Below are 24,283 nucleotides of genomic sequence, written 5' to 3' on the forward strand. Positions count from 1 at the left end.
ACCGTTTCACTTGAAGTCTCGACTGCGTACATCCAGCCCCGTCAGTAGCGGCGTCAGATTGTAAAGTCGCTTCGCTATCACATGGCGCACCCCGCTTTGTGACTCCAGCCGTCCGAATACCTGCAACAACTGAGATCCGACCAGAACTTTGCGCTGACGCTCTGCCAGGTCACGCCATACCACCACGTTTACCATCCCGAACTCGTCCTCTAGCGTGACAAATGTCACGCCACTGGCCGTACCCGGCCGCTGCCTGCCAACCACCAGCCCGGCTACACTGACAGGCCGTCCGTGCTCAAGCTCCAGCAGCTCTTTTGAACTGCGAAACCGTTTGGCGGCAAGCTGGCGTCGCAGCATGGCCAACGGATGCGGTCCTAACGTGGTGCCGGTCATGGCGTAATCCGCCATCAGGTCCTGGGCAACCGTGGGCAGTGGAAGCGCGATTTGCGATTCTTCGACAGGTTCATCGAACCCGAACAAAGGCCGTTGCGCTTCAACCCCCGCCACTTCCCAGCGTGCGCGGTGGCGATGCCCGATCAGACCACGCAAGGCGCCAGCATCAGCCAGGGATTCTCTTGCACGACTGTCCAGTTGCGCACGCAGGCTCAAGTCAGTTGCATCGATGAACGCCTTGCGTTCCCGGGCCACCTCAATCCGCTTGGCATCGTCCTCACGAAACCCGCGAATCATGCGCAAGCCCATACGCAGTGCCAGCGAACGATTGCGGTCAGGATGTTCGACCGGCTCCAGGCTGCAATCCCAATCGCTATAGCGGATATCCACCGGACGGATTTCGATGTGGTGGCGACGTGCATCCTGAAGAATCTGATCCGGGCTGTAGAAACCCATGGGCCAGCTGTTGATCAAGGCGCAGGCAAAGGCAGCCGGTTCATGGCATTTGAGCCAGCAACTGGCGTAAGTCAGCAAGGCAAAGCTGGCAGCGTGGGACTCCGGGAAACCATAGCTTCCAAAGCCCTTGATCTGCTCGAAGATCCGCTCAATGAACTCAGGTTCATAACCATTGGCCTGCATCCGTTTCGCAAGCCGTATCCGGTGTGGCTCCAATCCACCATGACGCTTCCAGGCGGCCATGGATCGACGTAACTCATCGGCCTCGCCCGGTGAATAGTCCGCTGCGATGATGGCCACTTCCATGACTTGTTCCTGGAATAACGGCACGCCCAGAGTCCGTTTGAAGACCTTTTCCAGCTTCGCCGGATATGTGACCTCCTCTTCCTTGTTTCGCCGGCGCAGGTAGGGATGCACCATGTCCCCCTGAATAGGCCCCGGCCTGACGATGGCAACCTCAATCACCAGATCGTAGAACTCTTTAGGCTTCATGCGCGGCAACATGGCCATCTGCGCCCGGGATTCAATCTGGAACACCCCAATGGTGTCGGCCCGGCCGATCATTTCGTAGGTGGCCGGATCATCGGCCGGCAAGGTCGCCAACGTCCAGTCGTTGCCCCGATACCGACGCACAAGATCAAAGGTCCGACGCAAGGCACTGAGCATGCCCAAGGCGAGAATATCGACCTTGAGCAGCCCTACTGCATCCAGATCGTCCTTGTCCCACTGAATGATGGTTCTATCCGCCATGGCCGCATTTTCCACCGGCACAAGGGTATGCAGCGGATGTTCGGAGATTACAAAGCCACCGGGGTGCTGTGAGAGATGTCGGGGAAAGCCGATCAGCTCGCGGGTCAAAGTCAGGACACGGCGCAGAATAGGCGTCTCAGGATCAAAGCCGCTCTCACGTAACCTGGCCTCGGAAGGTAGGTCATCGCTCCAGCTGCTGAAGCAATCAGCCAAGGCATTGATCTGATCCGGGGGTAAACCCAGCACTTTGGCCACGTCACGCACAGCCCCGGTGCCGTGGTAGGTGCTGGCTACCGCAGTCAGTGCTGCCCTGCCCCGGCCATAGCGCTGGAAGATGTACTGCAGGACTTCTTCACGACGCTCGTGCTCGAAATCCACGTCGATATCCGGCGGCTCATTGCGCTCTTTCGAAATGAAACGCTCGAACAGCAGGTTGCTGGTTTCCGGGTTCAGTTCGGTTATGCCCAGCGCGAAGCACACCACGGAGTTGGCCGCAGAACCGCGCCCCTGACAGAGAATGCTGCGCTCACGGGCAAATTCGACGATGTCATGCACCGTCAGGAAATAACTGTCGAACTTCATCTCGCGGATCAGGCTCAGCTCTTTTTCGATCTGGGCGCGGGTCTCCGGCTTCAACCCCTTGGGCCAGCGCTTACGGGCACCACGCTCAGTCATCTCCCGCAACCAAGAGTCAGGCGAATGCCCGTGAGGTACGAGCTCATGAGGATATTCATAACGCAACTGGCTCAGGTCGAAACGGCAGCGTTTGGCGATGCACAGGGTTTGAGCCAACAACGCTTGAGGATAGAGACTGGACAGAACGTCCAGCGGGCGCAGGTGCCGTTCGCCATTGGGGAAGAGGTTATGGCCAGCCGCAGCCACCGTGGTGTGATGGCGAATGGCAGTGATCGTATCTTGCAAGGCCCGTCGCCCCCGGGCATGCATATGCACGTCGCCAGTGGCGACAGCCGGGATGTGCAATTTGCGGCTTAGCTCCAACAGCCTGTCCAGCCGCTGCTTATCGTCCGGCCCACGGTGCAGCTCAACGGACAGCCACAAAGTGCTTTCAAAGCAGGTGCGCAACCACCGAGCCTGTTCCATCAATGAGGCGTTTGGTTGATCGGAATCGGCAAGCCATAGAGCCAGCAAACCGTCCAGAGGCGTTTTGAAGTCGTCGCGCAACAGCAGATATTCGCCTTTTTTGGCGCGCCGCCGGGCCACGGTGATCAACTGGCACAAGGCTTGATAACCGGCGAGGTTCTCCACCAGCAGGACGATTCTGGGGCCATCGTTGATCTGCATCTCGCTGCCGACAATCAGCTCCAGGCTGGTTTTTTTTGCGGCTTGCCAGGCACGAACAATCCCGGCCAGCGTACACTCATCGGTGATCGCCAGCGCTGCGTAGCCATGAGCCTGGGCACGGTCGAACAATTCGCCAGCGCTGGAAGCCCCTCGCTGAAACGTGAAGTTGGAAAGGCAATGCAGCTCCGCGTAACCCGTGTTCATGCGAACCAGCCATGCAGTAACAAGTCGTCACCCTCACCCACCGCCCGATAAGCCCAGCCTCTCTGGCCGGTTCGGGTCTCGATCAGGTAATAATCCCGGCGAACATCGCCACCGTCCCACCAACCGGATTCGATGCGTTCAGGTCCGGCAAGGATTCGGGCTTCACTCTCACGCAAAGCTTGCGGTGTGGACAACAGCCAACCAGGCCTGGGCACACAGGGAATAGCAGTTTTTACTTTGCCTGGCGCATCGCACTGCCAGGCGCATTCCGGCCGATGATCCGCATGCATGCGCAAACTGCTCACCGACTCATCACCCAGCCTCGCGCGCAAGCGTTCCCGCAGTTGCTCCCAAGGCAAAGCCTGATGGGGCCGCTCATCGAACAACTCACGACGTACCGGTACGAATGTGGGCAAATCACGAGCCTCCAAACGCACGGCGTGTACCGGTGAAGGTACCTGAATCTGCTCCAGACGCCCTCTGGCCAGCTCAAACAACATGCCGGCTTCGCGCTCGGCGCTGAGCAAACCCACCGGCAACCGGGTATCCGGACCTTCATGGTGCTCAAGAGACAGGCAGAAACGCTGCACACCGCTGTCTCGCCCGGCCAGAAAGGCTGCCAGATCGGTGACCAGACGCTTGAGAGGAAACAGCAGAGCCTGATGCGACTCGACATCGAAGTTCAATTCAATCCTGACATCGAAAAAGTCAGGCGGTGTATAGCACTCCAGCGCAACCGGACGCTCACCCAGCAGGTTGTCGATATGCAGCAAAACCTGCGCTGGAAAGCGACGAGCCAAGGTATGACGAGGAAGTTCAAGCACCTGTCGAAGGCAGCGAAAGCCCATCCGCGACAACGCAGTGAACACATCGCGGCTCAAGCCGATTCGATCCAGAGGCATCTGCTCCAGCGCCGGCCGCAGATGCGCAGCCTCCATGATCGCCAGGCCGTCGTGAGCATTGGCCAGCATCCGCGCTGCAACCGGGTTGGGCGCCACGACTATCCGGTGGCTGAAGCCCAGAGCGGTCAACTCCTCGCGCAGGCGCGCTTCGAAAATCGGCCATGGTCCGAACAGTCCAAGACTTGATTCAATCTCCATGAGCAACGCCCGAGGATACTTGAGGCTGACCTGTGAGCTGAAACCATATGCCCAGGCCGCCAATAATTGCTCTAAAGCTTCGGTTTCAGCCGGATCGTATTCCTCCGTTGCGAAATCCCGGGCCAACACTTGCGCACTGATCAGTGACTGGCCGGGGCGGAGTCCAAGAGCACGGGCCGCCTGATTGACTGTTTGCAGTACCCGGCGCTGAGGGGTGCCGCTGAGCAAAGCCAATGGTTCATCAGGGTCGGTTCGACGGCGCATGACACCATCCAGCGCCAGTTGCGGTAGCAATACACAGGCCCACAACATGGCGACCTCAAGCGTCCGGGGTGAACGGGATGGGGGCTGTAGGTGCCAGACCGCCGCGACATTTGAGCACTCGCAATTGCTGAGGCCGTGTATCGATGGCAATCCGTAGCGCAGCAGGTGAAGGATTATTCGCGGCCGCAAGCGGTCGACAGGCAAAGGCCAGGGTTTGCCCGGTCTCTGCCGCGACCTGCAAACGGCGCAGTGCCCGATCATCCACATGGCCAGGCCAGCAGAGCACGGCGCCACAACTGCCGGAGCGCAAGCATTGCTCAGCCGCCCACAGAGCGTCCCTGTCGCGAGCCTGAACCACGGTCATTTGACCCATGTCAATCCCGGCGGCCAGCCAGGCCTGGGGGTAAGGAATATAGGGTGGCGCCACCAGCACCAGCCGCTCACCACTGCTTGCCAAGCGTGCGAGGGTTGGCCAGAGCAGACGCAATTCACCACTGCCGTCGGAGGCGACGAGAATTTCACTGAGCGCCGCCGGAGGCCAGCCCCCAGAAGGCAAGGCAGCGTCCAGCGCTGAATGACCGGTAGGTTGCAGGCTGACAGGTGCTGCACTTTGCCGGCCTTTCCAGACCCGGCGCTCATCCAGCAGCGAATCAAGGCTGACGACGGCGCCCATCATGCACGCCTCACCAGACCACAGAACACGCCTTCGATGGCGAAGTCCTGATCCGGTCGAATCACAATAGGGGCATACGCCGGATTGCGAGGCAGCAGGTTGATTGCATCACTGCCCTTGTGCAGGCGCTTGATAGTGACTTCGCCATCAAGACGCGCCACGACAATCTGCCCGTCATGGGCATCACTGCTGCGATGCACACCCACCAGATCGCCATCAAGGATGCCGTCCTCGATCATCGAATCGCCCTGCACTCGCAATAGATAGTCAGGGACACGGGAGAATGTGCCGCGATCCAGCAGCAGCGTGTCATGGTGATCGACGTCAGGGCCAATCGGTGCGCCGGCGGCGACTCGACCCAGCACCGGGATTTCCAACAGCTCTGGCCGCGGCTCAAGCTGAACCAGACGAATGCCCCGGGCCTGATTGGGCATGACTTCGATCAGGCCCGCTTCAGTCAGGGCAATAATGTGTTTACGGGCCACACTGCGCGAAGCAAAACCAAAGGCTTCGGAAATTTCGGCCAGGCTTGGGGATTGACCTTGTTGCGCGATTCGATCGCGGATGAAAGTCAGTATTGCGCTGCGGCGGGGAGATAATGTGCTCATGGAGTACATTTGTACTCCATTGCGCTTTATCTGACCAGAACCACCTGTCGCCAGCGTTTACACTTCAGCTCGGACAGCCCTGGGCACCATCATTAAGGCCTTGCTTATAGTTCTCGTACTCCAGGGTGGCTTTGCCATTGGTCCATTTGAGAGTCAGGACCAGTACCGAGTCGAAGTCGTCCCCGGTCCAGTCGTCGAGCAAAGTGATCTTCTTGCCGGAAGCCTCCTCGGCGACCTTGTTGATCAATTCCGGCAGATAACCGTGGGACCAGGCGGTATAGATGGTTGAGTCATGATACTTGTCACGCATCAACTCATCGGCTAGCGCGCTGGTGTCATTGGCACCGTAATCAATATTGATCGGCAGCCCGAGCTTGATCGCGCTGGGACCAACCGTCATCAGGGGACGAAGATAGCTGTAGGAAAGATCACCCTCTCCTTCTTCCACATGACGACTGGGATTGGCGGCAAAAATGAAATTTGCATTGCCAAATTGCCGAGGCAATAGGTCAGAAAGATCAATGGCACGGTTCAGACCCTGGCAGTTGAGCTGGCCCAGGCCCATTGAAGGTTTTTCCGCGTGACGCATGAACACTAGCGTTTGAGTACCGTTCTTGGGTTCGGCATGTACGCCTCTGCCCAGGCTGAACAGAGCAACGGAGGAAGCGACGACGAATACCGGAACGAGCAAAAAAGCACAGCGTCGCTTGAATCGGGTGCTAACGGGGGCTTTTAAAAAATTCATGATTCTCTGATTTTTATGAGCGGGCATTGAGATGCGTAGCGTGAACTGCATCCATGACTGGGTCCGCTACCCTTGGAAACTCCCTTTTTCAGGCATCTTGAAGCGCGTCCTTGATACGCTCCACAGCCTAACGCGCGAATATGTCGGTCTTGTTGACGAGAGAATGAGAGTCGAAAACGGGCCGGAGGTTGCATCCAGGCTGCAAAAAGGCGAGTGAATCATTAGATGCATGAAGAATTGACATTCACTGGAGTGCCGAAAGACATAAAGCCTGAGTCATTTGCGCAAGCTGCAAAACACTGCACTCAATGCCACCGCCAGACCCGCCAGAGCATACACCCATACGGCTGACGTCACCGGCAGTATTAACCCGGCCAGCAAGGGGCCAACGCCTGCACCAACATCCCGCCACACTGCATTGGCGGCCAACGCCTGGACCCGGCCTGGACCGGGGTTGCGCTGAGCGACCAGTGTGGTCACCAGCGGTAACTGCACGGCACGCAAAATCAGCACACTGCCCGCCCCCAGAATCAACCAATGCGAGCCAAATGCCGTCAGGGCAATACAGGTCAGTACTGAAAAAATCACCAGCATGCGCACCGCGCCAAACTGCTCAGCCGCACGGCCGCCCAACGGGCTCAAGAGCATTTCCGAGACATAGCGCAGGGCCAAGAGCACACCGGCCACCACCACTGCATTACTGCCCATCATGGTTTGCGCTTGAAGCGCGAGACCGAAGATGAACAAACCATCCAGGGCAACACCTTCAATAAAGGACCAGACCGCGACACTGTCAGGCGTCTTGAAACGCCGACCGGATGGCGTTGGCATGGCGTGCCCTATGCTGGGCAATCCCCGTGCAACCCACCATCCGATCATTGATGCGACGGCGAGCAGCAGGAATATCAGGCGAGGCCCGAACTCAATGCTGATCAATGCTCCCAATGGCAAGGCAATCATCGGGCCGATCGCAACATAGGCTCGTGAACGGCCGGAACGATGGGCTGCTCCAGCAGGGTCCGAAGTTGCCAACACCTGGGTAGACAGGTTCATCGCCGCATACGCCAGCCCCCAGCCCAGGCGCAGTATCAGCAACCACCAGAAGCCAGAAATCAGGCCATTGCCCACCGCACAAACAGCGGCTGTCGCAGCGGCCAGCATGACCGTGGGGCGATCACCCCAGCGGGCGTAATAGCGAACCACATAGCTGTAGCCGAAAATCCTGACAAGGCGATTGGCTGCCAGCAGCACACCGGCTTGAGCCAGCGTGATGTCGAAAGCCTCAGCATGCAGCGGCAACAACAGGTAGAGCAGCACATCACTGGGCAGGCACAGGGCCAGAACCATCGCGGAGCGACGCGACATCAGGTCAGCCTTGCGAGAAGCCGAAGCCATATCCAGTAAAGTCCGGTTACAAAGGGAGCCGCAGCATGCCGCTCTGGAGGGCTTTATGACAACCCTGTGACCCTCCATAAACGATTCAGCAACACTCATGCGGCAGACTTTCTGACGCTGCTGCACGCACTCGTCCTGTGCCTTTCATCTGAACTCGTATTGACTCCGCTCTGGCTTTGGTGTTTTCTGAAACCGTTTTCAGGCCATGTAGACCAAGCCTGAAATCGACCAGCCCACCAATAAATCCAACAGGGTGCAAATTGTGAGTAGCTTCCCTCCGTCAACGCGGCCACGCGTGACCATGAATGATGTCGCGGATCTGGCTGGCGTCTCCAAAGCCAGTGTCTCGCGCTTCATCGGCGAAGACCGGGCCTTACTGTCTGACGCCATTGCTCTGCGCATCGAACAGGCCATCGACACCCTCGGCTATCGGCCCAATCAAATGGCCCGCGGCCTGAAACGCGGTCGTACCCGCTTGATCGGCATGTTGCTCGCAGATATCCGCAACCCCTACTCCATTGCCGTCATGCATGGCGTCGAAACCGCCTGCCGTCGCCACGGTTACAGCCTGGTGGTATGCAATACCGACCGCGATGATGAACAGGAACGCCTGCACCTTGCCGCCCTGCGCTCTTACAACATCGAAGGTTTGATCGTGAACACCCTCGGTCACCAACGGGATGAACTGCGGGAACTGCATCGCGAGTTGCCCATGGTGCTGGTGGATCGCAAAGTCGATCAGCTAGAAAGCGATCTGGTGGGCTTGGACAACACGGCGGCGGTGTTGCAGGCCATTGACCATCTGGATGACGCGGGCTATCGCGACATCCTGTTCGTCACCGAGCAACAGGATGGCACCAGTTCGCGACTGGAACGCATGGAAGCCTTCACATCGTTGATCGCTGAGCGCCCGCACCTGCGTGGGCAGGTGTTGGAAACCGACGAGCAATTCGGCGCTCAGCTCAATACTTTTCTGGATGCCCCAGCCATAGGCGCAAAAGCTCTGTTTACTGCCAACGGTGTCGCCACCCTCACCTGCACGCGCTTGCTGCGGGAAAAGGGTTGTGCGTTGTTTGACGACGTCGGCCTGATTGCCCTCGACGAGCTTGATTGGTACCCCTTGGTGGGCACCGGTATCACTTCCCTGGCGCAACCCACCCACGACATTGGCGTGACGGCGTTCGAATGCCTGCTCAATCGGCTGCGCGGCGATCAGGCGCCATGTCGAGCGTTCGATTTCCCGGCCCGATTGATTGTTCGCGGTTCCACTCGAAAGCGTAACTGAGCTTGAACCGCTCAACGTTTGCTGCTGAATAAAAATGAAACCGGTTTCAGAGGACAACAAGAATGAACATGAACCCCGTATCCATCAGCCTTTCCAGCTTCGGCGCCGATCCGGTGCGCCATCAGGGACAGGCAGCCTTCGTTGATCTTGTGGCAGTTTCAGGTGCTACGCGGATTGAATTACGCGAAGAGTTGATGACTCATGAATCGTTGTCAGCGCTCTGCTCAGCTGTCGCCAGTCGACAACTGGAATGCCTGTATTCGTCACCTCTTGAGCTTTGGCTGCCTGAAACTCTGACACCCAACCCGCAACTGAGCGCCACACTGCAGCGGGCAGTGCTAGCCGGTGCCCAATGGCTGAAAGTGTCTTTGGGGCACTACAGGGAAGACTGCGACCTGGCAGCACTTGCTCAGCTCTTGACGCAGCAGCCGGTACGCCTGCTGGTTGAGAACGACCAAACACTTCATGGAGGGCGAATCGACGGGTTTGTGCACTTCTTTGCTCAGATCAGCGACCTGCACATTCCGGTCGGTATGACCTTCGATGTCGGCAATTGGCATTGGCAAGAGCAATCGCCTCTCAGTGCCGCACGACAGCTGGGCCAGTACGTTGAATATGTTCATTTCAAGGCGGTCACACGTGATGCAGCAGGCAAGCTGATCGCCATACCGCCACAGCCCTGCGATTTGCCAGCCTGGGGTGAATTACTGGGTTACATGACACCGGGCTTGCCCCGCGCCATCGAATACCCCCTGCAAGGCGATGACTTGCTTGAGGTCACCCGGCACCAGGTGAGCATCCTCGCAGATCTCGCCGGAACCCACGAAGCGGCCCAACCCAAGGAGCCGAGCCATGTGTGAGATCGATATTCTTTCATTTGGCGAAACCATGGCCATGTTCGTCGCCGAGCAAAGTGGGGATCTGGCTCAGGTCAGCCATTTCGAAAAACGCATCGCCGGGGCTGACAGCAACGTGGCCATTGGTTTGTCGAGGCTGGGCTTCAACGTCGCCTGGCTCAGCCGGGTGGGCAATGACTCTCTGGGACGCTTCGTCACAGAGAGCCTCCAACGCGAAGGTGTCAGCTGTCGCTACGTCACCACCGATGACCGTTACCCCACGGGCTTCCAGTTCAAGTCTCTGGAACTGCAAGGTGCCGATCCCACCGTGGAGTACTTCCGCAAAGGCTCGGCCGCCAGCCATTTGTCGATAGCTGACCTTGATCCGTCGCTGCTCAATGCCCGCCATCTCCACGCCACCGGTATCCCGGCGGCGCTTTCCGACAGCACCCGTGAGCTGTCCAGAGAATTGATGACGCGCATGCACCAGGCAGAACGCAGCGTGTCATTCGATCCCAACTTGCGCCCGTCGTTGTGGTCGAGTCAGAAGACCATGATCACCGAGATCAATGCGCTGGCCAGCCTGGCCCATTGGGTTTTGCCCGGCCTGACCGAAGGCATGTTGTTGACCGGCCAGGAAGCGCCTGCCGACATCGCGGCGTTCTATCTGGACCTTGGCGTCGAAGCCGTGGTGATCAAACTGGGAGCCCACGGCGCGTATTACCGCACGGCGCAGGATCAGGGTTTTATCGCCGCTGTACCGGTGCGCAAGGTCGTTGACACAGTAGGCGCTGGCGATGGTTTCGCCGTCGGCGTGATCAGCGCCTTGTTGGAAAATCACAGCTTTGCCCATGCCGTGGCCCGTGGCAACTGGGTTGGCAGCCTGGCCGTGCAAAGTCGCGGCGACATGGAAGGCCTGCCGACCCGGGCGGCTTTGCATGCCGCTTTCAATAGCCAAAGCGTGTTACCAGAACCGGTCTGACCCCATTCAACAACATTAAGAACCGAACCTGCTGCGACAAAAACAACAAGCTCAGGAGAACAAAATGGACCACTTGCTCGATACGATTAAAACCGGTGGATTGAAACGCCGTTGGCTGTTGATCATGCCCATCGTCTTCATCACCTACAGCCTGGCCTATCTGGACCGGGCCAACTATGGCTTCGCCGCAGCGTCAGGCATGGCCGAAGACCTGCACATCACACCGGGTATGTCCTCGTTGCTTGGGGCGCTGTTTTTCCTGGGCTACTTCTTCTTTCAAGTGCCGGGAGCCATTTACGCCCAGAAGCGCAGCGTGAAGAAACTGATCTTCGTCAGCCTGATCCTCTGGGGCAGCCTGGCGACGCTGACCGGCGTGATCTCCAACGTTTACATGTTGATCGTGATCCGCTTCCTGCTCGGAGTGGTGGAAGCTGCGGTGATGCCGGCGATGCTGGTCTACCTGTGTTATTGGTTCACCCGCGCTGAACGCTCTAGGGCCAATACCGTGCTGATCCTCGGCAACCCGGTGACCATGCTCTGGATGTCCGTGGTTTCGGGGTATCTGGTCGCCCATTACAGCTGGCGCTGGATGTTTATTGTTGAAGGGCTGCCAGCGGTGATCTGGGCCTTCATCTGGTGGCGTCTGGTGGACGAGCGCCCAGCTCAGGCCAAATGGCTGACCGATGCTGAAAAGACCGAATTGCAAACCCGACTGGATGCCGAGCAGGTGGGGATCAAACCGGTCAAGAACTACGCCGAGGCCTTCCGCTCGCCCAAAGTGTTGCTGTTGGCGGCGCAATATTTCTGCTGGAGCATCGGGGTCTATGGCTTTGTGCTGTGGTTGCCGACCATTCTCAAGCAAGGCATGCAGATGGACATGGTCGAGGCTGGCTGGCTGTCCGCGTTGCCTTACCTGGCGGCGGTGATTGGCATGGTCGCGGTGTCCTGGGCCTCCGATAAACTGCAGAAACGCAAACTGTTCGTCTGGCCACCGCTGCTGCTGGCGGCTGTGGCTTTCTACGGCTCCTATGCCTTGGGTACTGAGCACTTTTGGTGGTCGTACTCCTTGCTGGTCATCGCTGGTGCCTGTATGTACGCGCCTTATGGGCCGTTTTTCGCCATTGTCCCGGAAATCCTTCCAGCTAACGTGGCTGGCGGTGCCATGGCGCTGATCAACAGCCTGGGCGCACTGGGTTCATTTGCAGGCTCTTATCTGGTGGGCTACCTGAATGGCATGACGGGCACTCTGAGCGCGTCGTACCTGTTCATGAGCGGATCACTCTTGGTTTCGGTACTGCTGACGTTGATGCTCAGGCCCGATAACAAACCTCAAGCTGCCAAGGATCAGGGCAATGGTCGCCGGGTGCATGTGCATTCGTGAGAAGACTGTGGCCTCTCTGTCGTGGGACCGGCTTTAGCCGGGAAGACTGCATTGCAGACGCCACTTAGGCAGCGCTCTTGTTGAGCCCTTCCCGGCTAAAGCCGGTCCCACGACACAGCCCCACGGATGCAATCACTGCCGATCTAGATCACAAACCGAGCCACCATGCCTTTGAGGTCCACTGCCAGTCTCGACAATTCGTGGCTGGCGGCGCTGGTCTGGTTGGCTCCGGCGGCGGACTGAGTCGCCAAGTCACGGATGTTCACCAGATTGCGGTCAACCTCGCGGGATACCTGGGCTTGCTCTTCCGATGCGCTGGCGATTACCAGGTTGCGCTCATTGATTTGCGAGATGGCCTCAGTAATCTGCTCCAATGCTTCACCCGCCGCACGGGCCAGGTCCAAGGTAGTTTGTGTGCGGCTGGTATTGAGCGCCATGGACTGCACAGCACTGCCGGTACCGCTTTGAATCCCCGCGACCATCTGCTCGATTTCCCGAGTCGATTGCGCAGTGCGATGCGCCAAGGCACGGACTTCATCAGCCACTACCGCAAAGCCCCTGCCCGCCTCGCCAGCTCGAGCCGCTTCAATGGCTGCGTTCAATGCCAGCAAATTGGTCTGCTCCGCGATGGAGCGAATCACGTCCAGCACCTTGCCTATGTCGCGCCCCTGTTCGGCCAGCCCTTCGACCAGCTCCGAAGTGGTTTGCACATCCAGCGTCATGACCTGAATGGCCTTCACGGTTTCGACCACTTTGTCCCGGCCTTGCGCGGCTGTCGCGTTGGATTGCTGCGAGGCTACGGAGGTAGACACCGCATTGCGTGCGACCTCTTCTACCGCTGCGGTCATTTCATTAACCGCAGTCGCGGCCTGCTCGATTTCATCATTCTGCTTTTGCAGGCCCCGGGAAGACTCCTCCGTAACCGCGCTCAGCTCTTCGGCGGCCGACGCCAGTTGCGTGGCCGAGCCAGAAATCATCTCGATGGTCTTGCGCAGGTTCTGCTGCATGACGCAGAGCGCAGCGAGCAACCGTGCAGGTTCGTCATTGCCATCCACTTCAATCGTCTTGGTCAGATCGCCAGCCGCGATCTCCTCGGCTGCGCGCACTGCCTTGCTCAGCGGGGTGACGATGCTGCGGGTCAGTACCCAGGCCAACAATACCGTCATGAGTGCAGCAGCAATAGAAAAGCAAATAATGCCCAGCGTCGCCTGGTCGTATTGCGCTCCAGCCACTCTAGACTCAGCAGTCGCCCCGGCTCTGTTGATCGCCACTAACTTGTTGAGTTGCTCGCCCATCAAATCCGTACCGTTCTTGATCCGGGTATTGATCAGCGCGCGCAACTCTTCAATTTTATCCAGACGCGACAATTGCAGCGCCTCGTCCTGGGCAGCCAGATACTTGCCGAGCGTTTCATCAAATTCTTTATAAAGGGTCCGTTCATCAACGTCCGCCGGAAGCTCCGCATAACTGACCTTGGCCTTCTGCAGGTTGCTGGTCAATTCGGCGATCCGCCTCTCTGCTTCTTGCAGGGCAGCCGGCTCCCGATTGGTCAAGATCCTAAAGGACAGGATCCGAAGGCGCAGCACACCTTCCGTGACGTTGCCCAGGAACCCGATGCTGGGCAGCATGTTGGTTTCCATGTCAGTGGTGGCCTGGCGAATGACTGACATACGATTGAGGGCGAAAAAGCCCAGCACAATGACCAGCAGTGCAATAAACGCAAACCCCAGAAATGCCCGCGGCGCAATATTTATAGTTCTTGGCGACATGGATGTATTCTCAGTTGGAACAACGACGGCAGCGTTCCTTGCAGGGACCGGCTCTTGAGGCGTTAATCGCCTCATGAGCGGAGGCGCAGATACTCCTTCGCGCCTATCAGGGCTATCGGCAGCGATGGAGTGTTCAATGAGTGGAATGTGTTTTTTATTTTCGACGCCAAACCAAGTCCAAAACCTTCAAGTGGCGCGCTACAGCACTCAAGCTCGCGCTAATTCGTCTCGCTTATTGCCCACCTAAACTTCAGCGCAAAGCTTATTGCGCAGAAGTTCGCTGGTTTCAGGCACCGCCTGCAACGGAAAAAGTCGGCTCATGGTATCTCCCCCGGACAGGCGGCAGAATTGGTCCGCAGCTTGGGACCCATCAGCGCGTCAGCAATCTTGCGCGGCGAAGGCGGGGATCACCCCACGGCTGCACCCGCAGATCAACGCTAACGGTTCCAAGGGGGCACTCCATAAGACATAAAAAGGTATAAACAGCATGACTGGCGTCAAGGTTTTGCAAATACTTTGCAGGTTCTGCAAAAAAAAGCTGACGGGAGTTTTCAGAGTGCTATTTTTGAAACACGTAAGGACTGTCCTATAGTTTTGCAGAAAAACTTATAAGACAGCTCCCTTGCCTCCGATTTGAGCTTAAGCATGTGCTCGTTTCAAAGAGGTGGGTTCAATGAATAAAGTCACGTTCCCCAACGCCTGTCAGCTAATGCGCTGGTACTTCCATCCGGTTGGGTTCGAAGCCACCATGGATGCACCCAGCAGCATGGTCGCGCGTCTGTTTGATCGCGCCAGTGGCGAGACCGTAATCGCGATTGCCGGCCTGCCTTGCGCCACCGTGATGAATGCCACCGAGGTGGAGCTGATCATTGAAGCCATCGAGGCGGAGCTCGAATCCTTTATTCCACCCCGTGTTTCGCGAATCTCGTAAGCGGCAGCCCCTATGCGCCGCGCCCGCTGCGCAAGTCCTCGAAAAACGGCTTGCTCTGATCTATCCGATCAGATGCTTTACTGACGTTCACTGCGTCACGAGCGTTGTTATCGATATACCAATAACAGTGGCGCACCGCCCGGGTGATGGCGACGTACGCCAGCCGCAGGACCTCATCACGTTGAGCCTTGTCGAACGGATCACTGTCTGTCGGAGTGCCCAGTCCAGCGAGCCGGTATAGCTGATTTTTGTACGGGGACTGGGTCAGATGCTGGCAATCTCCCAGCAAAAATACTGCGTCGGCCTGCAAGCCCTTGGCGCTGTGATAGGTCAACTGCTTGAATCGTCGCGCTGAAGGCGCCAAGGCATAGTCGGCATTCACCAGCGCCTCCAACTGCTGCGTAAACAGCGCTTTCTCACTGCTTTTGCGGTACAGCAGCAGAATCGAATCACCGGCGTTGTAGTGCTCGATCACCTGCTGCGCCAATTGCTCGTCATTGCGATCCATGACCTTGACCGGCAGCAGCTCCTGGTTGGCCCCGCTGGCACGGGCCTTCTTGCCGGCAATGGCGGGCGCGGCGCGAACAATGTGCTCTGCCGCGTCAATGATGTGCTGGTGGCTGCGGTAATTGTCACTGAGCAACACCTTTGTGGTCGCAGGTGACGGGAATTCCTTCGGAAACTCCATGAAGTATTTGGGCGAACTGCCGCGCCAGCCATAAATTGATTGCCAGTCATCACCAACGCATAGCAGCGAAGCATGCTGCGCACCGCGTCCGACGTGCATGTTCGGCCCCCGGCGGCGAATCTCGCGCAAACTGGCGCGCACCCAGGACACGATTTGCGGCGAGACGTCCTGGAATTCATCGATCATCAAATGTGCAAGCGGCCTGAGCTGCTCATCGCCTACCAGTTTGAGATTCTCCGGAGAGTTCTCACCAAACATGGCAAACATTCGGTTGTAGGTCATGACCGGGGGCGTTTGGGTCAACAGCTGGTTCTCGAAAGCTTTCCAGAACAGGCTCAAGGCTTCGAAGTAGTATCGATCCGGATCATTGCTGGCGAAGCTCATCTCGGCGACAGCTGCCGGGACATCCAGCCCCAGATTCTCGATAAACCCGGCGGCGGCCACAAAGCTGTCCAGCAAAGGTGCAGAGCCGAGCTCTCCTTTGACCTTATAGTCAAAACCAGGCCCAGCGACTGCGGCACCCGACAGGGATTGCAAAACGCGACTTCCCGCTTCGTAGTTATCAAGCCATATCAACGGCTTACGACAGAAAGCTTGAAACAGGGTGCGCTTGATCACCCACTCGGCCCACACCGGCAATTTGGCCCCGGGGCGTTTCATCTGCTGATTTTCCGAGGGGTCATAACCCAGCACCACCCAGGCATCCAGCTCCGCGCTGTAGCCATGCAAATGGAAACCGAACCCGTTGATTTCCACGGTCTGGCGCATCGGTTCAATGCCTTTGATGGGCCACGCCTTGGCGCGAATCCACAAGTCTTCCACGATATCGCACAGTTCTTCGTCGCGTTTGGCTGACAACTCGGTCACCGTCACCCGCTTCTGTACATCAGGATGGTCCCGTTCCAACTCCTTGAGCTGCAGCGCCTGGCGGTAAAGTGGTGCCATGACCTCACGAAAGCGTTCGTTACCGGCATACAGATCGCGATAACAGAGATTCAGCTGCTGGCGCTGTGCGTCATTTATGCGTAGATCAAACGGATTGCTGTCGGCCCCCTCTTCCAGCCCCATCGTCTGACTGCCAAGGTTCTCAAAAGCGATGAGTTTTTCCAGACCCGGCATGCTGCGGACCAGCGGCAGAATCCGCGAATGAAAAGTGCGCACCACCTCCCGAGCCTGTTTCTGACTGAGATCACGGCCCCAAAGCCCCAGGATTTCAATGAGCTTATTGACGAAGTCCTTCCGTGACTCGCGGGTGAAAGTCACCACGGTCATGGAGTCCAGCTCGAAATCAAGATAATGGGTCAGCAACAGGATGCGCAGCACCAGGGAGGTGGACTTGCCAGCGCCTGCCCCGGCAATCACATAGGTCGATGGGGTATCGCCGAAGATCATTTTCCACTGCGCCGCGCTGGGTTGCCCATCAGCCGGCAGCTTGAGCGCAACATCAGCTTTGATGCGCTTCTTGAGATCGGCCGTCAGCGGTAGCCGCCAGTCAGCGAACAAATGGTCATCCACCTTCGGCCCACGATGCTCCAAAGGCCGCGTGTCGCGGATCACGAGCACCTTGCGCCCCTCTTCGATACCGTCCAGATGACCATCGGCGTAGCCCTCATCGACCCCATGCTGATGACCATTGAGGTAACCGTCCGCGTGACCCTGTTTCCATGACGGTTGATGCTGGGCGCGCAGACGATCAAGTCCGCGGCCCAGCAAACGCGAGGCCAGGCGCTTGAAGAACGGCAACTGTTGCGGGGTGATCAGTTCAGGCTCGTTATCGGAATGGGCATCGACAGGCAGATTGTCTGGCACGCAGGCTCCAGGCGGATGATTAAGCAGAGGGCGCGTATGGTCACCCGATTTGCCCCTCAGCTCCAGTGAAATGCTTTGCCATCAAGCTATTAGCCGATCAAGTGCAGGTGGTGTAGAGAATATCGAGGCATTTATGAATCGATAATCCAGATAGGTTAAAGCGATTATTTACGCTTTTTATCGATAATAATTTGATCAATCATAGCCCCATCGACAACCGAACAACGTTCAGCAGCCGGGCTCACTTATGGCCCGCCCCTGCTCAGGAGGCCACACCATGCTGCAATTACGACCTTTCAACACTTTGGGCGGCGCCAACCACGGCTGGCTGGACGCACATCACCATTTCTCCTTCGCCGAGTACTACGACACCCAACGCATGAACTGGGGTCAACTGCGGGTTTGGAACGATGACGTGATCCAGGCGGGCACCGGCTTCCCGAAACACGCCCACCGGGACATGGAAATCATCACCTACGTTCGTGAAGGTGCTATCACTCACGAAGACAACCTGGGTAACAAAGGCCGCACCGAAGCCGGTGACGTCCAGGTCATGAGCGCTGGCACCGGTATTGCCCATAGCGAATACAACCTGGAATCCAAAGCCACCAAGATCTTCCAGATCTGGATCATGCCCAACGAAACCGGCGCAGCACCTTCTTGGGGTGCCAAACCGTTTCCGAAAGGCGATCGCGAAGGCTTCGTGACCCTGGCCAGCGGTAAGTCGGGTGACGACGTCAGCTTGCGGATCCGCGCCGATGCCCGACTGGTAGCCGCCAATCTGAAAGCCGGGGAAAGCGCCGAATACCATATGGACGCAGGTCGTCGTGCCTATCTCGTGCCAGCTACCGGTAGCATTGAGGTCAACGGTGTGAAGGCTGTGGCACGGGACGGTATCGCGGTGGAAGATGAGCGTGTCCTGCGGGTCACCGCCATCGAAGACAGCGAAATCGTGCTGGTGGATGTGGCTTGATCACCTGCTGAAGGCAACGCATAAGAAAGCCCGAACTCGTGAGAGTCCGGGCTTTTTGTTAGCCTTCGCCGATTTGATATCGACACGGCCAGCTAATGTGCTCGTCACTCGACCTTACGCTTCGTAATTTAAGCTTCATTTATATTCCACCACGGATTCAAACCACATTGTGAAATCCGGATGACTTTGGCTGGCCTTGTCAATCAGCTGTTGCAGGTTTTCGTCACTGAACTCGAATTCATCCTGAATAATCCGTCGAAGCTCACTCCAGACGCGCTCATTAAATTCATCAGAACACCCGAAAGCACCACAACAAAAAGATTCCCCCAAGCCAAGTTGCCTGATGAAATCCTCTATGTCTGTGGCCAATAACATGGATTCACCTTCTGAACCAACATAGACCACAGGTGGCTTCGCGTTCAGGCCAGGGTAATACCACAGCAGGAACATTGAGCCAGAAGCATCTCTGCCGAACTGAACAAACGTATCTCCCGACGTGGACCAACGCTGGCCACCAAAACAATAACCAAACTCCTCAGCGAGCTGTTCGTCGCTAGGCTCAACTACGCGAAAATCATGCGGCCATTCAATATGCGGGCCCGTACTGAGCCCCTTCAAAAACGACACAGCGGCCTGAGTAGCAGCATCCATTTTTTCTCGCATTTATGACGTTCCATTCATGTTATTGACATGCAAGCTGCGGCAGCAGTTAGCTCATAGGTCTCATCGCTCAGTGGATTTTTTTAACGTCTCGTAAAATCCCTGCTCGCAGCGATCCATCTCTGCCTGGGTTTTCATCTCGATCTCGATACCCAGATGATATTTGCAGTAATCAATGATCATTCGACGCTGCTGCTCAGTTAAATTTTGCAGCTTCTTACCGTCAGAGTCAGTTGCAAAAAAATTCCCAAACGCGATCTTAAATGTAGGTTTTCTTTTTATAAAAAAAACCAACGCATTATCTTCTGCCCAGCTAGTTTCGTAGTAGCCAACAAACAGAAAGACTGGCATGAGCAGCACCAACAGTATTGTAAGGACAAAGACTTTTTTCATTGCACCACCTTCCCATATGTCAGATTACATGCACGCTAGGTGAATGAAAGCTCATATTGACAGACCATTTATCACCACCAACGAAGCTTATTTCACTATCTCATCGTGCCTTGCAGGCTTCCAGTTCCTCATCGGTGCCTAGTCTATTAATTACCCCAAGACGATACTTGCAGTAGGACTTTATGAGATTTGCTTCAGCTATATTCAGCTCATCCAACGGTACATCCTCAGAATCACGGGTATAGAGATTTGTGAACTGGACCTGAAGTGTTGGATATTTCTTTATGAAGAACACTAGATCTCCGCCATGGACACCCAAAATCGTGTAATAACCAACATAGAAATGAGTGACAAGCACCAGTGCCGCAATTGCCAGTATGTACTTCATGACGAGACCCGCAAAAAAACTGTTTTAAATGGCCCCATCCCAAAGGGCGTTTTGCTCTTCTGAGACGAGGCATATTTCGGTGTTTATCGTGCCTTGCAGGCTTCCAACTCCTCCTCAGTTTCCAACCAGGTATCTATCCCCAGACGGTGCTTGCAGTAATCGATTATGATGCTCGCTTCTACCATATTCATTCTGGCTAGAGGTGTATGGTCACCTTCTCTAGTATAGAGATTCTCGAACTCTACCTGGAACGTCGGGTATTTCTTGATAAAGAAAACCATATTGCCACCATGGACCCCGAGCTCTGTGTAGTAACCTATGTAGAGGTGAGCAGTTAAAAATGCCCCAAAAGTTATCAATATTTTTTTCATGAAGCAGGAGGCTTTGACAATCTGGTACTAGCTCGTATTTTTTTCACCAACTTCATCCCTATATTCCCAGGACATATCCTTCCTTCCCCTTTGGTCTGGCCTGGGTACTCCCTGTGCCCTCCGAGCTTCTCAATATAAAAAACACTCTTCAAGGCGCCAGTGAGATTGAGCAATGCGTCTATCTGCAGAGAGGGATTTTGATTGGTAGTATCTATGCCGATATATTTTAGTTCTTTCCGGCCAAATGTAACCCAATCATTCCCCTCTTCAGGGGTTGTCAAATTGTTGAGCAGAACTATACCTATAACTCCAGTGTTATAGAGATTAACGCTAGATCCCTTGAAGCGAATATCACGACCTTCGTAGACAATACCGGAACAGTCGATGCCAAAATGGTAACCTATATCTTCAAACGGGTGAGGCTGATTTGGATCCTGCTGATGCCTCTGAGTAGCTAGCATCTGCTCTGCACCTGTGCCACATGAATAACTCCGCCCTGCGTGATGCAGCGCAATCATGCTGTAGTCCCAGTCATCTTCCAATATTCCCTTGGGGGCCTTTGCCTTCCACCCCGACCGCTCCACAAACTTATGCCCAGACCTACGCACATGACGAATGATCGCCTCGCGGGTAGCGGCTCGGTCGTTGACGGTAATTTCAATGGGTATAAGGGGCTGTCCGGGGATTACTTCCTGTGCCTGGGCGACGGTTGTGAAAGATCGGGTAGTCATTGGCCATTCTCCAATAGCTCATTAAGTGCCCGCGCCGGGGCAGTGAAGACGATATGCAGCGAGACAGTCGAGTTGGCCGCTGGGGCCTGTACGTGGGCTATGCCTCGGGCATCAGTGACACCTGACGTTTCACGTCCATCGACTCGTGCAACGAACTTGCGGTTGATCAGCGGCTGCCCGTCGCTGTCAGTGATGGCGAAGGCTCGGGCGAAGGTTTTTTCTGGTGCCGCCTTGTCAGCCGGCTTGAAGGCACCTGCACCTGCACCTGCACCGTCAAAGGCAGCGGCAGGTCTGGAATAGTCAGAATCCGGACGAAATTGCTCCAGCGGGGCAATCAGCCGATGGGTGCCGAGCGGGCAACCGCATTGGATTAATGCGCCATCCAGCGCCGTGGGTATCCCGTCCCATTTCATGGCTGGCATGCTTTCAACTATCTTGCCGGGCGTCCCACATTTCGGGCATGGAGTGGTGACATCTCCAAGCCGCAAAACCCCGCGCCGTCCTTGCGCTGCCTGGGGCAGGCTGGTGATGCAACGCGCTTCAGTGGTGGTCAGGTCGCCGTCCAATCCTTGACCGATTCCGTTAACAGAACCCCGTCCCATGGCTCAACCCTCAACCGGCGGCAGGAAGTCCTCTGCCATAGGTATGCCTTCGTAGTGCACGAAGTAAACAGTGCCTTGGGGCGTATCAATGATCTCGTCGCCATTGCTCAAGCGGCTGCCGACCAGCGCCATATCCCCGGTTTCCTGTCCCGAGCCTGTGACTATTTGAGCCGTGCTGCCATCGGGATACTGAACCTCATCGCCTACTTGGGCGACACGCACTATCTGGCCGCCACTGAGGGTGATTTCCATCTTCGTCGTCGCTTGCTGGATCACTCCGCCGTTGCGGGTTTGACTGCCTTGCGTTGCCAAGCGGTAGATGGCGATCGGAGGCTGGGCGCTCAGAAACTCAGCTGACTCTTCGTTTGTATAACGTTCGGTCAGAGTGGTATTGATTTCCATGATCATGATTTCCTTGGGGTATTGGACCGTGCTCCGGTTGCCACCTGGGTGAAAATGCCCGCACCTGCGGACGACCCTGAGAGCGTGACGTGAGAAGCAGGTCGCACCGTAAACGTATGATCATGGGAAGTAAGTAGGATGTTTCCGGGTAAAACATAAGAAATGTCTTGAGCTGTGCCTCATGTGATGTAGGCCGCTTCGCTGCCGCTCCCTCAACGCCGATTTGCTAAGCGAACAGATGCCGCAGACGAAAAAAAGCCCGGACTCTCGCGAGTCCGGGCTTTTTTATGAACGCTGTGCTGCGCCTGAAAAACACAGAACCTGTAGGAGCTCACGAGCAACGCGAGGCAGCGATAGCGGTGTATCAGACAAACCGCTATCGCGGCCTCGCTTCGCTCGCGCGCTCCTACATGTGTGGGGTTATCCCATCAGGCAATCGCCGTATCCACCAGCACTTGAGCCTCGGCCACCAGACGTTTGAGGTGGTCTTCACCGACGAAGCTTTCCGCGTAGATCTTGTAGATATCCTCGGTGCCCGACGGACGCGCCGCGAACCAGCCGTTTTCGGTGATGACTTTCAGCCCACCAATCGCCTGGTTATTACCCGGCGCATGGCTCAGCACGCTTTGAATAGCCTCGCCCGCAAGTTCAGTTGACTTGACCTGATCCGGCGACAGCTTGCCCAGAGCGGCTTTCTGCTCGGGACTGGCCTTGGCCTCGACTCGGGTAGAGAACGGTTCGCCCAGCTCTTGTGTCAGCGCCTGAGAGATCTCGCTCGGGTCACGGCCTTTGCGAGCGGTGATTTCTGCTGCCAGCAACGCCGGGATCAAGCCGTCCTTGTCAGTGGTCCAGACCGTGCCGTCCCTGCGCAGGAATGACGCGCCCGCGCTTTCTTCGCCACCAAAACCCAGGGAGCCATCGAACAAGCCGTCGGCAAAGAACTTGAAGCCCACCGGCACTTCATACAGACGACGGCCCAGACGCGCAGCTACGCGGTCAATCATGCCGCTACTGACCACGGTCTTGCCGACCGCTGCATCAGCCCGCCAATCCGGGCGATTCTGAAACAGGTAGTCAATGGAAACTGCCAGATAGTTGTTGGGCGCCAACAGTCCACCGGTTGGGGTCACGATGCCGTGGCGGTCGTGATCCGGGTCGCAGGCGAACGCAACCTGATACTTGTCCTTGAGGCCGATCAGACCCTGCATGGCAAAGTTGGACGACGGGTCCATGCGAATCTTGCCGTCCCAATCGACGCACATGAAACGGAACGTCGGGTCGACGAATTTGTTGACCACATCCAGATTCAAACCGTAATGCTCACCGATCGCCGACCAGTAGCTGACCCCTGCTCCACCGAGCGGATCAACACCCAGGCGCAGGCCTGCATCACGAATCGCGTCCATGTCGATGACGTTCTTCAGGTCAGCGACATAGGTGTTCAGGTAGTCATGACGGTGCGTGGTATCTGCGCGCAGGGCTTTTTCATGGCTCATGCGGCTAACACCGAGGACTTTTTCTGCCAGCAGTTCGTTAGCCTTGGCCTCGATCCACTTGGTGATGTGGCTGTCCGCCGGGCCGCCATTGGGCGGGTTGTATTTGAAGCCGCCGCTTTCCGGCGGATTGTGCGACGGGGTGATCACAATCCCGTCTGCCAGGCCTTTAGTGCGGCCACGGTTGTAGCAAATGATCGCGTGGGAAACCGCAGGCGTCGGGGTGAATTCGTCACCCTCGGAAATCATCACCTGAACGCCGTTGGCTGCGAGCACTTCCAGCGCTGTCGCGGCTGCGGGGGTAGACAATGCGTGAGTATCGGCCCCCAGGAACAGCGGACCATCAATGCCGTTGGCTTGGCGGTAAAGGCAAATGGCTTGACTAATGGCCAGAACGTGCCACTCGTTGAAACTCAACTCGAAAGAGCTGCCACGGTGGCCGGAAGTACCGAAGGCCACACGCTGGGTGGATACCGACGCATCAGGCTGGCCGGTGTAATAAGCCGTGACCAGACGAGGAACATCAACCAGCAATTGAGCCGGTGCCAGCTTGCCGGCGAAGGGACTGAGACTCATACAACCTCCATGAAGTAAGCAAAAGAAATAGAGCTGGCTGCTGTACAGGGGCAGAACCGCATCTTTTTAAAAAAACAACGCAGAAAAAACAGCGGCGCGGCAGTTTACTGGCAGTTTGACCGC

At 56.7% G+C, this 24,283-nt stretch carries 21 protein-coding genes; 6 read left to right on the forward strand and 15 right to left on the reverse strand.

From position 1 onward, the window contains the following. Window positions 1-6: 6 nt before the first annotated feature. The 6 genes from IV01_RS18185 to IV01_RS18155 all read right to left on the reverse strand — a co-directional run bounded on the left by IV01_RS18185 (window position 7) and on the right by IV01_RS18155 (window position 7,860). Complete coding sequence (locus IV01_RS18185; RefSeq protein WP_032627182.1) at window positions 7-3,105, reverse strand: error-prone DNA polymerase; 3,099 nt, start codon at window positions 3,103-3,105, stop codon at window positions 7-9. Continuing rightward, entirely contained in the window at window positions 3,102-4,517 is a 1,416-nt protein-coding gene (locus IV01_RS18180; protein ID WP_032627183.1) for a Y-family DNA polymerase, read from the reverse strand. Before IV01_RS18180 ends, IV01_RS18185 begins: the two co-directional genes overlap by 4 nt. Window positions 4,518-4,524: 7 nt before the next feature. Further along, the gene (gene imuA, locus IV01_RS18175) at window positions 4,525-5,142 is read right to left on the reverse strand and encodes a translesion DNA synthesis-associated protein ImuA (protein WP_032627184.1); all 618 of its coding nucleotides are present in this window, start codon (window positions 5,140-5,142) and stop codon (window positions 4,525-4,527) included. Further along, complete coding sequence (gene lexA, locus IV01_RS18170) at window positions 5,142-5,759, reverse strand: transcriptional repressor LexA (protein WP_032627185.1); 618 nt, start codon at window positions 5,757-5,759, stop codon at window positions 5,142-5,144. The genes imuA and lexA overlap by 1 nt, the downstream gene beginning before the upstream one ends. A 55-nt stretch (window positions 5,760-5,814) precedes the next feature. Continuing rightward, window positions 5,815-6,495 carry a hypothetical protein gene (locus tag IV01_RS18165; RefSeq protein WP_032627186.1) on the reverse strand — a complete coding sequence of 227 codons (681 nt, stop codon included), beginning with the start codon at window positions 6,493-6,495 and terminating at the stop codon, window positions 5,815-5,817. Between the two features lie 276 nt (window positions 6,496-6,771). After that, entirely contained in the window at window positions 6,772-7,860 is a 1,089-nt protein-coding gene (locus IV01_RS18155; protein WP_418903514.1) for an MFS transporter, read from the reverse strand. Between the two features lie 331 nt (window positions 7,861-8,191). Between IV01_RS18155 and IV01_RS18150 the strand changes: the two genes are divergently transcribed. The 4 genes from IV01_RS18150 (at window position 8,192) to IV01_RS0124760 (ending at window position 12,374) form a co-directional block, all read left to right on the forward strand. Then, a complete protein-coding gene (locus IV01_RS18150) occupies window positions 8,192-9,175 on the forward strand; it encodes a LacI family DNA-binding transcriptional regulator (protein ID WP_195758761.1) in 984 nt (327 codons plus the stop codon). Between the two features lie 62 nt (window positions 9,176-9,237). Beyond that, window positions 9,238-10,035: a sugar phosphate isomerase/epimerase family protein gene (locus IV01_RS18145; RefSeq protein ID WP_032627189.1), complete on the forward strand. Its 798-nt coding sequence runs from the start codon at window positions 9,238-9,240 to the stop codon at window positions 10,033-10,035. Next, entirely contained in the window at window positions 10,028-10,993 is a 966-nt protein-coding gene (locus tag IV01_RS18140; protein ID WP_032627190.1) for a sugar kinase, read from the forward strand. The genes IV01_RS18145 and IV01_RS18140 overlap by 8 nt, the downstream gene beginning before the upstream one ends. A 64-nt stretch (window positions 10,994-11,057) precedes the next feature. After that, window positions 11,058-12,374: an MFS transporter gene (locus IV01_RS0124760; RefSeq protein WP_050507329.1), complete on the forward strand. Its 1,317-nt coding sequence runs from the start codon at window positions 11,058-11,060 to the stop codon at window positions 12,372-12,374. Between the two features lie 143 nt (window positions 12,375-12,517). Here IV01_RS0124760 and IV01_RS18135 read toward each other — a convergent pair whose 3' ends face one another. Beyond that, on the reverse strand, window positions 12,518-14,143 hold the full coding sequence (locus IV01_RS18135; protein WP_032627191.1) for a methyl-accepting chemotaxis protein: 1,626 nt from the start codon (window positions 14,141-14,143) through the stop codon (window positions 12,518-12,520). A 673-nt stretch (window positions 14,144-14,816) separates the two neighbouring features. On the opposite strand from IV01_RS18135, the gene IV01_RS18130 reads away from it, so the two are divergent. After that, window positions 14,817-15,074 (forward strand): DUF1652 domain-containing protein, encoded by a 258-nt coding sequence (locus IV01_RS18130; RefSeq protein ID WP_032627192.1) that lies wholly within the window; start codon window positions 14,817-14,819, stop codon window positions 15,072-15,074. 10 nt (window positions 15,075-15,084) lie between these two features. Here IV01_RS18130 and IV01_RS18125 read toward each other — a convergent pair whose 3' ends face one another. Then, window positions 15,085-17,571, reverse strand: coding sequence for a UvrD-helicase domain-containing protein (locus IV01_RS18125; protein WP_032627193.1), 2,487 nt, complete (start codon window positions 17,569-17,571; stop codon window positions 15,085-15,087). Between the two features lie 277 nt (window positions 17,572-17,848). Between IV01_RS18125 and IV01_RS18120 the strand changes: the two genes are divergently transcribed. Continuing rightward, window positions 17,849-18,544 carry a pirin family protein gene (locus IV01_RS18120; RefSeq protein WP_032627194.1) on the forward strand — a complete coding sequence of 232 codons (696 nt, stop codon included), beginning with the start codon at window positions 17,849-17,851 and terminating at the stop codon, window positions 18,542-18,544. Between the two features lie 135 nt (window positions 18,545-18,679). On the opposite strand, the gene IV01_RS18115 is transcribed toward IV01_RS18120, so the two are convergent. The 7 genes from IV01_RS18115 to pgm form a co-directional block, all read right to left on the reverse strand. Beyond that, a complete protein-coding gene (locus tag IV01_RS18115; protein ID WP_032627195.1) occupies window positions 18,680-19,207 on the reverse strand; it encodes a hypothetical protein in 528 nt (175 codons plus the stop codon). 60 nt (window positions 19,208-19,267) lie between these two features. Then, window positions 19,268-19,597: a hypothetical protein gene (locus IV01_RS0124765; protein ID WP_050507330.1), complete on the reverse strand. Its 330-nt coding sequence runs from the start codon at window positions 19,595-19,597 to the stop codon at window positions 19,268-19,270. A gap of 100 nt (window positions 19,598-19,697) precedes the next feature. Continuing rightward, window positions 19,698-19,985 (reverse strand): hypothetical protein, encoded by a 288-nt coding sequence (locus IV01_RS18110; protein ID WP_032627196.1) that lies wholly within the window; start codon window positions 19,983-19,985, stop codon window positions 19,698-19,700. Between the two features lie 367 nt (window positions 19,986-20,352). After that, on the reverse strand, window positions 20,353-21,087 hold the full coding sequence (locus IV01_RS18100) for an N-acetylmuramoyl-L-alanine amidase (RefSeq protein ID WP_032627198.1): 735 nt from the start codon (window positions 21,085-21,087) through the stop codon (window positions 20,353-20,355). Next, complete coding sequence (locus IV01_RS25865) at window positions 21,084-21,689, reverse strand: PAAR domain-containing protein (protein ID WP_080290238.1); 606 nt, start codon at window positions 21,687-21,689, stop codon at window positions 21,084-21,086. The genes IV01_RS18100 and IV01_RS25865 overlap by 4 nt, the downstream gene beginning before the upstream one ends. Before the next feature lie 3 nt (window positions 21,690-21,692). Continuing rightward, on the reverse strand, window positions 21,693-22,091 hold the full coding sequence (locus IV01_RS0124775) for a PAAR domain-containing protein (protein ID WP_050507332.1): 399 nt from the start codon (window positions 22,089-22,091) through the stop codon (window positions 21,693-21,695). 428 nt (window positions 22,092-22,519) lie between these two features. Then, window positions 22,520-24,160 (reverse strand): phosphoglucomutase (alpha-D-glucose-1,6-bisphosphate-dependent), encoded by a 1,641-nt coding sequence (gene pgm, locus IV01_RS18095; protein ID WP_032627199.1) that lies wholly within the window; start codon window positions 24,158-24,160, stop codon window positions 22,520-22,522. Window positions 24,161-24,283: the final 123 nt, after the last annotated feature.

The sequence above is a fragment of the Pseudomonas syringae genome (assembly GCF_000737245.1).
GTDB classification, from domain to species: Bacteria; Pseudomonadota; Gammaproteobacteria; order Pseudomonadales; family Pseudomonadaceae; genus Aquipseudomonas; species Aquipseudomonas syringae_J.

Excerpts from the sequence above, each read along its gene's own strand:
- IV01_RS18145 (WP_032627189.1), top strand. The coding sequence starts at position 9,238 with ATGAACATGAACCCCGTATCCATCAGCCTTTCCAGCTTCGGCGCCGAT.
- IV01_RS18155 (WP_418903514.1), bottom strand. The coding sequence starts at position 7,860 with ATGTCGCGTCGCTCCGCGATGGTTCTGGCCCTGTGCCTGCCCAGTGAT.
- IV01_RS18120 (WP_032627194.1), top strand. The coding sequence starts at position 17,849 with ATGCTGCAATTACGACCTTTCAACACTTTGGGCGGCGCCAACCACGGC.
- IV01_RS18180 (WP_032627183.1), bottom strand. The coding sequence starts at position 4,517 with ATGTTGTGGGCCTGTGTATTGCTACCGCAACTGGCGCTGGATGGTGTC.
- IV01_RS0124760 (WP_050507329.1), top strand. The coding sequence starts at position 11,058 with ATGGACCACTTGCTCGATACGATTAAAACCGGTGGATTGAAACGCCGT.
- IV01_RS18185 (WP_032627182.1), bottom strand. The coding sequence starts at position 3,105 with ATGAACACGGGTTACGCGGAGCTGCATTGCCTTTCCAACTTCACGTTT.
- IV01_RS0124765 (WP_050507330.1), bottom strand. The coding sequence starts at position 19,597 with ATGAAAAAAGTCTTTGTCCTTACAATACTGTTGGTGCTGCTCATGCCA.
- IV01_RS18130 (WP_032627192.1), top strand. The coding sequence starts at position 14,817 with ATGAATAAAGTCACGTTCCCCAACGCCTGTCAGCTAATGCGCTGGTAC.
- IV01_RS18140 (WP_032627190.1), top strand. The coding sequence starts at position 10,028 with ATGTGTGAGATCGATATTCTTTCATTTGGCGAAACCATGGCCATGTTC.
- IV01_RS18110 (WP_032627196.1), bottom strand. The coding sequence starts at position 19,985 with ATGAAGTACATACTGGCAATTGCGGCACTGGTGCTTGTCACTCATTTC.
- IV01_RS18100 (WP_032627198.1), bottom strand. The coding sequence starts at position 21,087 with ATGACTACCCGATCTTTCACAACCGTCGCCCAGGCACAGGAAGTAATC.
- IV01_RS25865 (WP_080290238.1), bottom strand. The coding sequence starts at position 21,689 with ATGGGACGGGGTTCTGTTAACGGAATCGGTCAAGGATTGGACGGCGAC.
- IV01_RS18135 (WP_032627191.1), bottom strand. The coding sequence starts at position 14,143 with ATGTCGCCAAGAACTATAAATATTGCGCCGCGGGCATTTCTGGGGTTT.
- pgm (WP_032627199.1), bottom strand. The coding sequence starts at position 24,160 with ATGAGTCTCAGTCCCTTCGCCGGCAAGCTGGCACCGGCTCAATTGCTG.
- IV01_RS0124775 (WP_050507332.1), bottom strand. The coding sequence starts at position 22,091 with ATGGAAATCAATACCACTCTGACCGAACGTTATACAAACGAAGAGTCA.
- IV01_RS18165 (WP_032627186.1), bottom strand. The coding sequence starts at position 6,495 with ATGAATTTTTTAAAAGCCCCCGTTAGCACCCGATTCAAGCGACGCTGT.
- IV01_RS18150 (WP_195758761.1), top strand. The coding sequence starts at position 8,192 with ATGAATGATGTCGCGGATCTGGCTGGCGTCTCCAAAGCCAGTGTCTCG.
- lexA (WP_032627185.1), bottom strand. The coding sequence starts at position 5,759 with ATGTACTCCATGAGCACATTATCTCCCCGCCGCAGCGCAATACTGACT.
- imuA (WP_032627184.1), bottom strand. The coding sequence starts at position 5,142 with ATGGGCGCCGTCGTCAGCCTTGATTCGCTGCTGGATGAGCGCCGGGTC.
- IV01_RS18115 (WP_032627195.1), bottom strand. The coding sequence starts at position 19,207 with ATGCGAGAAAAAATGGATGCTGCTACTCAGGCCGCTGTGTCGTTTTTG.